Raw genomic sequence first — 12308 nt, 5'->3', positions numbered from 1 at the left:
GACTGAAAAACCTCAAGCAACAGGATCGGCGCACAAATCGAGAATGGCGGACGGCAGGCGGGACAGGGGCAGTTGGCGCTCGACGCCCCCCAGCAGGAAAGCGGCCTTGGGCATGCCGTAGACGACGCAGCTGGCCTCATCCTGACCCAGGGTGCGGCCCCCCGCCTGTCGCATCTCCAGAAGCCCCTGAGCTCCGTCGCGACCCATCCCGGTCAGGATCACACCCGTCATCGGGCGGCGCAGGCGAGCGACGGAGCCGAACAGGACGTCCACCGATGGGCGATGGCCGCTGACCGTTTCGGACCGCACCAGTCGGCAACGTGGCGTCACGCCGGACACCTCCAGATGCGCTTCTCCACCGGGGGCGATATAGACGCAGCCTCGTTCCAGCAGGGCACCATCGGTAGCCTCACGCACGGTGGCGGCAGAGGCCCGGTCCAGCCGCGCAGCAAAACTGGGGGTGAAGGTGGCCGGCATGTGCTGGGTCACTACGGTGGCGGGGCAGTTGGCCGGAAAGGCGGAAATGATGCTCAGCAGGGCCTCGACCCCGCCGGTGGACGCCCCGATGGCCAGCACATGGTCGGCGGCGGCGCGATAGGTGTCCGATACGCGTGCAGGGGCAGTGCCGGCTCCGGCCCTGACGTTCGACCGCGCAGCGATCTTCACCTTGGCGGCCAGATCGGCAAAGGCATCCTGAGCGGTCATTCCGGCACCGGGCTTGCCGACCGCATCGACGGCGCCCAGCTCCAGCGCTGCCAGCGTCACTTCTGCGCCCGCCTGGGTCAGGGTCGAGACCATGACCACCGGCATGGGCCGCAGGCGCATGATCTTTTCCAGGAACTCCAGCCCGTTCATATTGGGCATCTCGACGTCCAGGGTGATGACGTCGGGGTTCAGCCGCTTGATCGCCTCGCGCGCCTCCAGGGGATCGCAGGCCGAGCCGACGACCTCGATCTCCGGGTCGCGGCGCAGGGCGGCGGTGATCAGACCGCGCATGGTCGGGCTGTCGTCGACGACAAGGACGGAGACGGTCATGCGGCCAGCCTGTAGGTGGTCAGCCCACTGGGGGTCAGCCGCGCCGTAGCGGATCCACTGACGCGCTCGGAATGGCCGATATACAGTGTGGCGTCGGCGGCCATGGTCGGCAGGAAGCGGTTCCAGACCTTTTCCTGGGTCGCGTCATCGAAATAGATCACGACGTTGCGGCAGAAGATGACGTCGAACTTGCCGCGCATGGGCCAGTCGCCGATCAGGTTCAGCTCCTTGAAGCTGACCAGCCGACGCAGGGTGTCATTGGCGCTCAGACGATCCGGTCCGTGGGCCGGGGCCTTGTCGAACCAGCGGTGACGCAGCAGGGCCGGCGCGGCCTCCAGCGTCTCCTCGGAATAGACGCCCGTGATGCCTTGGGCGACCATGTTCGGGTCGATGTCGGTGGCCAGGATGCGCACGTCCAGATCCGCCGCCTCGGGCAGGACCGACAGTACGGTCATGGCCATGGAATAGGGCTCCTGGCCGTTCGAACAGGCGGCGGACCACAGGCGGACCCGCCCCCCGGCACGAGCACGCTCGGCCAGGCCGGGCATGACCACGTCGCGCAGGTGGTCGAAGTGGTGCGGTTCGCGGAAGAAGCGGGTGACATTGGTGGTCAGGGCCGCCGTCATGGCCTGGCGTTCGTCAACACCATCGACGCCCTGAACCAGGGCGCAATAGTCGCGAAAGCTGCGCAGGCCCAGCACGCGCAACCGCTTGGCCAGGCGCGAATAGACCAGCGCCGCCTTGCTTTGGTTCAGTGCAATGCCGGCGTGGGTATGCAGGATGTGGGCGATATGGCGAAAATCCTCGGCGGTGAAGACGAACTCGCCTTCCACCAGGGTGTCGCGTCCCGTGGCAGTGGTCATGCAGCCTCGGCCTCGGTCTCCGGCAAGATCCGGTCCAGTTCGATCAGGCTGATCATCCGGCCATCCAGCGCGAAGATGCCCTTGACGAAGGCCTTCACATGATCGCTGGCGACGTCGGGCGTCGGCTGAACTTCCTCGTCGCGCAGCTGGATGATGTCTGACACCGCATCAACCAGCAGGCCGACCAGCCGCCCTCCGATGTGGGCCACCATGATGACGTGCCGCGCCGTAGGCTCTGATGTGGTCAGGCCGAACCGCACGCCCAGATCGATGATCGGCAGAACAGCCCCGCGCAGGTTGATGACCCCCTTCATGAAGCCGGGCGAGCGCGGCAGGGGCGTCGCCGGGGTCCAGCCGCGGATTTCGCGCACGGCCATGATGTCCACGCAGAACTCCTGTTCGCCGATGCGAAAGGCGATCAGCTCGCGTGAGGCGGCGGCGGGAGTGGAAAATTGCTCGGTCATCATCAGCTCGCGAGTTTCAGTTCGGGACGGGTCGTCTTGCGTCTGGCCGTGGCCACGATCGCATCGACGTCGAGGATCAGGGCGACACGGCCGTCGCCAAGTATGGTCGCGGCGGCAACGCCCTCGACCTGCTGGTAGTTGGTCTCAAGGCTCTTGATGACGACCTGGCGCTGGCCCTGGATGGCATCGAACAGCAGGGCGGCACGGAAGCCGGCCTCCGTCTCGATGACCACGGCCACACCGGTGGACGGAGGCACGGGCGTGTCACGGAATCCCATGTTCAGGGCCACGTCGATCAGCGGCACAAACTCGTCGCGGAAGCGAATGACGGCGTCATGGCCGCCGACGTGATGGACGTCCTGAACACGCGGCGTCAGGCTTTCTACGATGGCCGTCAGCGGCGCTACCAGCGTCTGTTCAGCGGCGGCCACCACCATCCCGTCCAGCACTGCCAGCGTGAGCGGCAGGCTGAGTGTGAAGGTCGAGCCCTTGCCGGGATTGGATGCGATGGATATCCGCCCGCCCAGCGCCTGGATCGAGCGCTTGACGACGTCCATACCCACGCCCCGGCCAGACACGTCCGAAATCGTCTCAGCGGTGGAAAAGCCGGGCAGGAAGATCAGGTTGTCGATCTCCTCGTCGCTCAGGTCAGCGTCGTCTGCAATCAGCCCCTTGGCGGCGGCGATCCCCTTGACCCGCTCGCGGTTGATACCGCGCCCATCGTCGCTGATCTCGATGACGATCCGGCCCGAGCGGTGCAGCGCGACGAGCTTCACCGTGCCTTCGGCCGGTTTGCCGGCGGCGACGCGGTCGTCGGGGCTTTCCAGTCCGTGGTCGATGGCGTTGCGCAGCATGTGTGTGATGGGTTCGGCCAGGCGTTCGACCACCGTCTTGTCGACCTCTGTGTCCTCGCCGGCGGTGACCAGGCGGACGCGTTTGCCGGTCATTTCGCCGACTTCGCGGACCAGACGCGGCATGCGCTGGAATACAGACTTCACCGGCTGGGCACGAATGGCCATGACGCTGTCCTGGATTTCGCGCGTCAGCAGCTCCAGGTCTTCCAGACCGACGGAAATGCCCGACGAACGGGCCAGGCCGCTTTCGGTCACGCGCTGGGCCAGCATGGCCTGCTGGATGACCAGTTCGCCGACGACGTTGATCAGGCGGTCGACCCGCTCCAGATCGACGCGGATGGTGACGGCGGCAGGGGGCGTCGGGGCAGCGGCAGGGGCCTGTGCCGGCGCGGGCGTGGCAGCGGGGGTCGGAGTGGCCTGAACCCGAGCAGCCACGGGCACGGGCTCTGGAGCGGGCGTCGGGAAAGGAATGGCGACGACGGGCGCGGGTTCGGGTTGCGCGGGCACGTCGGCTGTCGCGCGGGCCAGCAGGGCGGCGATGTCCAAATCCGGGGTCGTCTGGGCGACGGGAAGCGGCGTCGCCACGCTGTCCAGCGGGCGGACGCTCAGGTCGCAGTCGGCCTCGACGAAATCGAAGACTTCGCGCACGGCGGCTTCATCCACCGGTCCGGTCAGTTCGATGGTCCAGCTCAGATAGGCGTCTTCCGGCGACATTTCGGCCAGGTCCGGCAGGGCGGAGGTATCCAGCGACACGGCGACCGGACCCAGGCGGGCCAGTTCGCGCAGCAGCAGGCCGGTTTCATTGGCCTTGGCATACATCTGGGCGTGGGGATGCAGAACGATCCGCCAGCCCCCGGAAGGCTCTGCAACCGCCGGAGCGTCCAGCGACGACAGGTCGAAGGCGATGGGCTTGAAGCCGAATTCGTCCGCCTCGACCGGCAAGGGGGCCACGGTCTCGACGACAGTTTCGGCAACGGGCGCGACATCACCATGCGTCAGCGCTTCCAGTTCGGCGACCAGACCCGCGGAGCGTGCAGGCTCGACCGGGGCCCCCTGGCCACGCGCGGCGGCGACATGGTCGGCCAGCACGTCGGCGGCCCGCAGCAAGGCGTTCAGTGTCGGCTCATCACAGGGCCTGCGTCCCGCCCTGAGTTCGTCCAGGAGGGTTTCGAACACATGCGCAAATCGGACCAGATCATCCAGACCGAACGCTCCCGCCCCGCCCTTGACCGAATGCACGGCGCGAAAGACGGCATGGATAGTCTCGTCGTCGGCGCTGCCGGACTGGATGGCCAGCAGGCCGGTTTCTAGGTCGCCCAGCAGTTCATCGCATTCCTGAAAGAAGACGACCTTGATGGCTTCGAAGGGGTCGACGGCGTCGGTCATGATCAGGCGGCCACTCGGCGCACGGCATCAACCAGCTTGACTGGGTCGAAGGGCTTGACGATCCAGCCCGTGGCACCGGCATCGCGGGCGCGCTGCTTTTTGACGGCATCGCTCTCGGTGGTCAGGACCAGGATCGGTGTGGCGCGGTATCTGGGATCGGCGCGCGCGCCTTCGATGAAGCCGAAGCCGTCCATGCGCGGCATGTTGATGTCGGTGATGACGACATCCGCGCCTTCGGCGCTGAGGGTTTCCAGCCCGTCAATGCCGTCGACGGCCTGGATGACGCGATAGCCCGCCTCGACGAGAGCCAGCATCAGCATGTCACGCATGGTCCGCGAATCGTCGACGGTCAGCACGGTCTTGATCACGCGACTTCTCCCAGATCGGACGCGCCGAAGGCGTTCCATTGGTTGGCGAAGGATTCCGAGACCTCGTCGATGACCAGGCTCAGTCCATCGCGGGCCCAGGTCTGCTGGGCCGAGATCAGAACCTGAAGGCAAAGCCCCCCCAGGCGTTCGACAGCGGACCCGTCGACGATCACGGACTGTCCGCGCAACGCCAGCAACTGGTCCCGCAAGGGGCCGGCCTGCTGGAGATCCAGCACGGCAGGCAGGGTGACGGATGCCGTCATCAGAACTCCTCCCAGCCATCTTCATTGGCGATCGGTTGCGGCTTCAGGGCCGCGCCGCCGCGCCCGACCGTCTTCAGCGCGGCCACGGGGCGATGGCTCTGACGAGCCGGAGCGCGGGCCGGTTGCGAAGTCGCCCCGATCTGGAAGCGCGACACCGAGGCGGCCAGGCTTTCAGCCTCCTGCGACAGGGAGTGGCTGGCCGCGGTCGATTGCTCGACCATGGCGGCGTTCTGCTGGGTGACCTGGTCCATCTGGTTGACGGCGGTGTTGACCTGCTGGAGGCCGGTCGCCTGCTCCTGGGCGGAGGCGGCGATTTCGGAGACCAGGCCGTCGATTTCGGCCACTCGCGACACAATCCGTTGCAGCGCATCGCCCGTCTGGCCGACCAGGCTGACGCCCGAGTTGACCTGGGTGGTCGAGGCCGAGATCAGAACCTTGATCTCCTTGGCTGCCTCGGCCGAGCGCTGGGCCAGGGCCCGCACTTCGGAGGCGACGACCGCAAAGCCGCGTCCCGCATCGCCGGCCCGTGCTGCCTCGACGCCGGCATTCAGGGCCAGCAGATTAGTCTGGAAGGCAATCTCGTCGATCACGCCGATGGTCTGGTTGATCTGGTGCGCCGAGCTCTCGATGGCCCCCATCGCGGTGATTGCGTCGCGGACGACGACGCCGGAGGTTTCGGCATCGCCCTTGGCGGCCCGGACCGTTTCCGACGCCTGTTTCGCGCCTGATGCGGTGCGGTTCACCGTGGCGGTGATCTCGTCCAGGGCGGCGGCGGTCTCTTCCAGGCTGGCGGCCTGTTGCTCGGTACGGCGCGACAGGTCGTCGGCCGCCTGGCTGATTTCGCCGGAACCCGATCGGATGGCCGAGACATTGGTGACGACCACGCTCATGGCGTCCTTCAACTGGCCGATGGCGGCGTTGAAGTCGTCCTTCAGCTTCTGATAAACGCCCGGGAAGGTCTGGCTCAGCGTATAGGTCAGGTCACCGCGCGTCAGGTGATCCAGCCCCTCGCCCAGAGCACTGACCACCACAGCCTGCTCGCGAGCGGCGGCATCGGCGGCGGCCTGGTTCCTGGCCCGTTCGGCTTCGACGGCTGCGCGTTGCGTCTCTGTCTCGGCCTCCAGACGGGTCTTTTCTATAGCGGCGTCGCGGAAGGCGATGACCGCGCGGCCCATCTCGCCGAACTCGTCCTTGCGGCTGACGCAGGGCACTTCAAAGTTGGTGTCACCACCGATCAGACGGCGCATATAGCCGATCATGTTCGCGATCGGACCTCCGATACCGCGGCTCAGCACCCAGCCGGCACCCAGGGCGATCACCAGTGCGGCGAACAGGCCGGCGAAGAGGGCCATCAGCGCGGTGTTGCTTGCGCTTTGCTGTCCCTCGCGAGCCACGTCCAGAGCCGCCATATTGGCGGTTTTCAGCACCTCCAGTGCCTCCTCGACCTTGCCCATCAGGCCGTCGGCCGGGCCATCAGGGCCGATCATGGCGATGGCCTGCTGCCGGGTCGCAGGGTCGCGAGCCAGGGCAATGCCTGTCTCGGCGATCTGATCGAACCATTCGTCCGAAGCGGCCTCGATGGCATCGACCTGAGCGTCCGTGGCCGGGGTGCCGTTCTCGCGGATCGACCCCAGGGCTTCCTTGAAATCCGCACGATGTCCGTTCACGCGCTCGACGTAATAGTCGTCGACCGAAAGCATGTAGCCGCGCAGGGCGTTCTCCTGCCGGGCCAGCTTGAACTCGGCCATGGCCGTGTCGCGCACGATCTGGTTGGCACTGCTGCGCAGTTCACCCGCCGCAGACAGGGCACGCAGGTTGAAGAACACCGTCGCCCCCATGGCCGCGATGGCCAGCAGGACGGCGGCGAAAGCGAAGATCAGCTTTCGGCTGAGGGGCAGGTTGGACAGTTTCACGGCAGATTCCTTTGGGTTCCAGGGCGCGAGCGCGGGAATTCAGATCAGAAGGAGAAGGACAGGGCACCGACCAGGCGGCCATCATAGGCCTCGCCATAGCTGTGGCCGTCTGTGTCGAACCAGCGGACGTCCAGGGCGATCCGGTCTGTCAGCTTGCGCTTCACGCCCACGTTCCAGGCGACATATTCCGCCCCGCCGTCAGCCGAGCGTTCGGCCAGGGCCGCAGAAGCCTTGGTCTTGCCATCCAGCGCGATCGTGCCTTGCGCCTCGACCCACCAGGCTTCCTGGGTGGCGGCGAACCCGTCGGGCGTATAGTTGACGCGCAGTCTTGTCGCGACCGGTCCCAGTTTGCGGGAGATGTCGGCCTGGTATTCCATGTAGTTGGCGTCGACCCCGGCGCGGGTGCCCGGCAGTTCGCGGTTGATGACCGACAGGTCCAGGTCGAAGCCGGCGACCTCTGGTCTGTAGCCGATAGCCGAAACGATCTCTGAATCGGATCCTTGCGACAGCTTGGCGGTCGAGACGAAAACACTGCCATAGAACTGGCCGGCCTCGATTTCGGCGGAGCCGAAGACGGAAGGATCCTCGGCGCTCTTGCCCAGGCCCTTGCCGACATATTGGCTGGCGACGCCGATCTGGCCGCTGAAGTCCTGGGCCGTGGCGACGGCGGGAAGCGCGGCTGTACCGGCTGTGATGATGGCTGCGAGGAGATTGGAAATACGCATTCTGCGGATCATTGAACTCTGTTTGAAGATGATCCCGAAAGTCTGCCGAACGCTGGAATTAAATATGAACCGTCACATACGTAGGAATACCTAGGGCGGTCTCTGGTCAGGCAGGCGCTGGATTGCGGGGACAGGGCGCATGGCCGCGGCGGCTCAGACGGCCCGTGCGCGCGTCTCGAAATTGTCGGGCGAGAGCAGGTAATGCTGACCTGCCACCGCGTCGACGGCGCTCAACAGCGATCCGATACAGACTGGCTTGCTGATCCAGAGACTCGCGCCCGCCTGTGCCATGCGCAGGTGCAGTCTGGGGTCCTGTTCACTGGACACCACGAAGATCGGGGCGTGGTCGAAGACCGCATGTGCCCTGATCCATCGCACCAGCTCCGACCCCTTGCCGCCGGGCATGTTGTAGTCGGTCAGGATAAGGTCTGGCCGCTGTGCCATCAGCGCATCCTTGGCCGCTGACACCGAATCGGCCAGCACCACGGCATGGCCCCTGGACGTCAGGATGGTCGCCAGTATGGCGCGCATCGGCTCGGAATCATCGACCACCAGGATCGTCAGAGCAGGCTTCATGACTTTACTCCCACGATCCAGACCATCGCGGCAGTTCAACAAGAGACCGTAAGCCTGCCGATACGTAGAAATCCCTAGGTGGCGGGAATGCGGCAATCAGCAATAGTAATAAGCACAGATGCTCGACAAACGGTGATACTTGAGTCTTTTTTGTTCCCAAGCCAGACGATTTGATAGAAAAGCACAGTTAACGGCCGCGCGGCGCTGTTGTGCATAAATGAGCCGATCCTTGCCTGCTATGCCAAACTTGCGAATCTTTCGCGCAATGGAAGGGCCGAAAGCTTTTCTGGTGCCGATTGTCGCCGTCAGTCTTTCGCTACTGGTGCGGGAACTGCTGGAGCATTTCGGCCAGTTTTATTATCTTCCCTTTGTACCTGCCGTCATGATCACGGCCATGCTGACGCACCGGCTGGCGACGGGGCTGGCCATCGGCCTGTCCATCGCGGCGAACGGCATGCTGGTCCAGCGCGAGGGTCTGGTCGATCTGACCACCAATGGCTTGCTGTTCATCGTGGTGTCCTGGTTCGTGGCCGAGATGTGCTGGCGCTTGCGGGCGTATCAGGAACGGGCCCAGGATCTTTCGGAGCGGCTCGCCTATCGCAACCAGATGCTGGATGCGATCCTGACCTCCGTTCCTGTCGTAACGGTCGATAGACAGGCGCGCATACGCTTCCTGACCGACCATGCCTGCACCGTTCTGGGCGTGTCGGCCGATGAGGCGATGGCCCGTCCCATGTCCGATTTCGTTGACGCCTACGACATGGGCGCGGCAAAGGGGGAGGCGGGCGATGACGTGGTCTGGACCGGCCGTCGTCCCGATGGACGCACCTATCCCCTCAGCATCCAGTTGGGGGTCATGCCTGCCAATCCTGACGGCGACTATGCCACTCTGTGCCTGACGGATCTGACCCAGGTCCATGCCGCAGATGCGCGGGCCAGGGAACTGCACACCCAGCTCAATCGTGTCTGGCGGTTGAACTCCCTGGGAGAGATGGCCGCGTCTCTGGCGCATGAACTGAACCAGCCGCTCAGCGCAGCTACCACCTATCTGCATGCCAGCCGCAATGCCGTGGAGAAGGCGGGTCCGATGGGGACGGCGGCTGTTTCCACCATCGATCTGGCCAAAGCCCAGTTGCTGCGGGCGGGGGCCATCATCCGGCGTATGCGCGAGCTTCTGGCCCATGAAAGCCGCAGCCTCGGCGTCGAACGTGTCGCCGCCATGATGGCCGACATGCAGGGTGTTCTGGGCATGATCCAGCGCAACGGCGGCGTTACGATCGACGTCGATATCGACGACCTGTCGGATCAGGTGCGCGTCGAGCGAATCCAGTTCCAGCAGGCGATGCTAAACCTGATCCGCAATGCGGTGGAGGCGCTGCAAGGGCGCCCGGACGGTCGGGTCCTGATTACCGGTCGGGCGCTCAGCCCCGATCTGTTCGAGCTACGCGTCGAAGACAACGGACTGGGGGTCGATGCGGCACAACTCGACATGATCTTCAGACCTCTCATGACGACCAAGAATTCCGGGATGGGGCTTGGCCTGTCGGTGACCCGGACCATCGTTGAAAGTCATGGCGGAACCCTGAGCGTGGATCGCAGCCCCATGGGAGGAGCCGCCTTTTCATTCAGTCTGATGCGGGAACGAGAGCTGGAGGAGGCGTGACAGATCATCCTGTATTCATCATCGACGACGACGATGCTGTGCGAGACTCCCTGCTGGCCCTGCTTAGGAGCGAGGGCGTCACGGCGCGCGGTTTCATCAGTGGAGCGGACTTCTTCAGTCGCTTGCCGGACGCAGCCTCGGCCTGCGTCGTGACCGATGTTCGCATGCCGGACATGGATGGGGCAGAGGTCGTCCGAAGACTGGGCGAGATCAAGGGCCATGCGTGGCCCGTCATCGTCATCACGGGCCACGCCGAAGTGCCCATGGCCGTTCAGTTGATGAAGGCCGGTGTGGTCGATTTCATTGAAAAGCCCTTCGATCCTCAGCGGCTGGTCGAGACGGTACGCGGATGCATCGGCTTTCTGACGGACCAGCGGCTCAAACGCGAACGCTCGGCGACGACAGAACTGCGGCGGGCCACCCTGACGAAGCGGGAAAGCGAGGTTTTTGAAGCCTTAGTAGAAGGCAAGTCTAATAAGGAGATCGCCATTAATCTGGAGATTAGCCCGCGGACCGTCGAAATCTTCCGCGCAAATGTAATGGCCAAGATGGGGGCCGAGAATCTGTCGTCGCTGGTCCGGATGAGCCTTGTGCGCATGACCTGAACCTAACTGTGCGGTCAGTTTGCCGGATTTCGGCACCTGCATTGCGCAAGCGTGCTTTGCGAAAACAGCGGCATCGAGCGCTCCCATCTGGCAGTCTGACGAAGAGACCGGAAGGGAGCGTGGCCCATTAGAACTGACGGTGCCGTTTCACGGAATGTCCATTATGCGCAACGATACGCATGACGGACCAAAGCGAAGAACAAGGGCCCCGCCCCGCGTACCGCCCGAAGCCAGCGCACAACGCGGGGTGAAAATTGGACCGCAGTCGGTTTTGGCGCGGCGGCCCTGACCGGGTCATGGACACGCTCGGCTGACGCCGACAGAACGACCAAGGTCACGCTGAGGCATTCCGAGCTCGCTGGGCTATTTTCCCTTTTGACTCCCATGAGGGAAGGACTAGATTGTTAGCTTAGTATAACAGCGTTAGGCTAACAATCATTTTGATCAGTGTTTTAGCTAGGCAGCTAACCGTCAGCTCGAGTTCAGTTATTTCGATCCTACGGGGAGCACCACACAAATCCAGCAGTTGCGTTCCTCACAGAGCGAGACGACCATGCAGATTATACGTTCGACAGATACAACGCACGTTCATCCCCTTGTTGTAAGCGACCTAGATCAGTTCAGCGAACCAACACAATCCGAGCTGCCACTTCCCCCTGCTGTCGGCCGACCAACCGCGCAGACTGCAGAATGGTTTGAGATCAGCCCTCGAGCCTGCTTCCTGGTGGACGCTTTAGGCCGTGTACAAGCCGCCAACTGGGAGGCGCGCCGCGTTCTCGCTGCCGGATCCTATCTGTCTGAATGCGGAGGGCGGCTGCGTTTTCACTGTGAGGCGAGCCAGCGGATTCTTTGCGCCGCGCTATCGGCGGTCTGCAAAGGCGGCAGGGACAGAGTTCAACGGCTACTTCGCGCAGATGATGCGGAATGGAGAATGATCTGGGTCGTACCTGTGGCAGACCGCGCGATGGCCTTCGTCGCCCTCGCCCAAAGTGACAGCGCATCCAAAGTCATCGACCAGCTAAGCGACGCGTTTGGCTTCACTCTCGCGGAGGCCAATGTGCTGAGGCTCATCTTGGAAGACGAGGCTCCGAAACAGGTCGCTGCCGGTCTGTCGATCTCCACCAACACTGTCCGCACCCATTTGCGCTCGATCTACAGCAAGATGAACGTTCGCGGGCTAGCACAAGCCATCCGGTTGGCATCCCGGTTGACGACGTCTTGAGGTCGAAGGAACTAGACGATGTCCGTGCACGTCAAACTCGAAGAAGAATTGAAGCGGGCTTGGCTCACCGTTCTCCCAGAGCCTCAAGCCACGACCGTCGCAGCAACCATCCTGCAACTGACGAAGCTTCGACCGGCCCTCGGTAGTTGAGATTGGATCATCGATATCCGCAAGCCCCACGAGCAGGCGACCTCCGAAGAGCTGGACACTATCGCGGCTGCATTCAACGCCGTAACGAGTGAACAAAGCTACACGATCTTTGTGAGCAACGATCCTTCAGCTCACGACCGTTGTGAACTCCTCGCCCAAAAGTTTCTGTACCGACGCCATCTCGTTGCGCAAAGCGCTGCCGACGCCAAGGCCCTGCTGCC

General features: G+C 64.0%; 12 protein-coding genes. 3 read left to right on the top strand and 9 right to left on the bottom strand.

Annotation, left to right across the window (positions count from 1 at the left end):
- Positions 1–12 precede the first annotated feature (12 nt).
- The 9 genes from WC585_RS07885 to WC585_RS07845 all read right to left on the bottom strand — a co-directional run bounded on the left by WC585_RS07885 (position 13) and on the right by WC585_RS07845 (position 8447).
- Positions 13–1035, bottom strand: a complete 1023-nt coding sequence (locus WC585_RS07885) for a chemotaxis response regulator protein-glutamate methylesterase (protein WP_373257128.1) — start codon at positions 1033–1035, stop codon at positions 13–15.
- Positions 1032–1898, bottom strand: coding sequence for a protein-glutamate O-methyltransferase CheR (locus WC585_RS07880; protein ID WP_373257127.1), 867 nt, complete (start codon positions 1896–1898; stop codon positions 1032–1034). Before WC585_RS07880 ends, WC585_RS07885 begins: the two co-directional genes overlap by 4 nt.
- Positions 1895–2362 carry a chemotaxis protein CheW gene (locus tag WC585_RS07875; protein ID WP_373257196.1) on the bottom strand — a complete coding sequence of 156 codons (468 nt, stop codon included), beginning with the start codon at positions 2360–2362 and terminating at the stop codon, positions 1895–1897. Before WC585_RS07875 ends, WC585_RS07880 begins: the two co-directional genes overlap by 4 nt.
- A 2-nt stretch (positions 2363–2364) precedes the next feature.
- Positions 2365–4602: a chemotaxis protein CheA gene (locus WC585_RS07870; RefSeq protein WP_373257125.1), complete on the bottom strand. Its 2238-nt coding sequence runs from the start codon at positions 4600–4602 to the stop codon at positions 2365–2367.
- A gap of 2 nt (positions 4603–4604) precedes the next feature.
- Positions 4605–4970: a response regulator gene (locus WC585_RS07865; RefSeq protein ID WP_373257123.1), complete on the bottom strand. Its 366-nt coding sequence runs from the start codon at positions 4968–4970 to the stop codon at positions 4605–4607.
- Complete coding sequence (locus WC585_RS07860) at positions 4967–5233, bottom strand: STAS domain-containing protein (protein ID WP_373257122.1); 267 nt, start codon at positions 5231–5233, stop codon at positions 4967–4969. The genes WC585_RS07865 and WC585_RS07860 overlap by 4 nt, the downstream gene beginning before the upstream one ends.
- Positions 5233–7146 carry a methyl-accepting chemotaxis protein gene (locus WC585_RS07855; RefSeq protein WP_373257120.1) on the bottom strand — a complete coding sequence of 638 codons (1914 nt, stop codon included), beginning with the start codon at positions 7144–7146 and terminating at the stop codon, positions 5233–5235. Before WC585_RS07855 ends, WC585_RS07860 begins: the two co-directional genes overlap by 1 nt.
- A gap of 44 nt (positions 7147–7190) precedes the next feature.
- Complete coding sequence (locus WC585_RS07850) at positions 7191–7871, bottom strand: TorF family putative porin (RefSeq protein WP_373257119.1); 681 nt, start codon at positions 7869–7871, stop codon at positions 7191–7193.
- Between the two features lie 153 nt (positions 7872–8024).
- On the bottom strand, positions 8025–8447 hold the full coding sequence (locus WC585_RS07845) for a PleD family two-component system response regulator (RefSeq protein ID WP_373257118.1): 423 nt from the start codon (positions 8445–8447) through the stop codon (positions 8025–8027).
- Positions 8448–8736: 289 nt separating this feature from the next.
- Here WC585_RS07845 and WC585_RS07840 point away from each other — a divergent pair, with 289 nt between their 5' ends.
- The 3 genes from WC585_RS07840 (at position 8737) to WC585_RS07830 (ending at position 11937) form a co-directional block, all read left to right on the top strand.
- Complete coding sequence (locus WC585_RS07840) at positions 8737–10110, top strand: sensor histidine kinase (protein WP_373257117.1); 1374 nt, start codon at positions 8737–8739, stop codon at positions 10108–10110.
- Positions 10107–10715 carry a response regulator transcription factor gene (locus WC585_RS07835; RefSeq protein WP_373257115.1) on the top strand — a complete coding sequence of 203 codons (609 nt, stop codon included), beginning with the start codon at positions 10107–10109 and terminating at the stop codon, positions 10713–10715. Before WC585_RS07840 ends, WC585_RS07835 begins: the two co-directional genes overlap by 4 nt.
- Before the next feature lie 931 nt (positions 10716–11646).
- Positions 11647–11937, top strand: coding sequence for a LuxR C-terminal-related transcriptional regulator (locus tag WC585_RS07830; RefSeq protein ID WP_373257113.1), 291 nt, complete (start codon positions 11647–11649; stop codon positions 11935–11937).
- Positions 11938–12308 lie beyond the last annotated feature (371 nt).

It is taken from the genome of Brevundimonas sp., from assembly GCF_041648055.1.
Lineage (GTDB): Bacteria > Pseudomonadota > Alphaproteobacteria > Caulobacterales > Caulobacteraceae > Brevundimonas.
The sequence above is the reverse complement of the archived record's forward strand: the minus strand, read 5'-3'. Positions and strand labels throughout refer to the sequence as shown.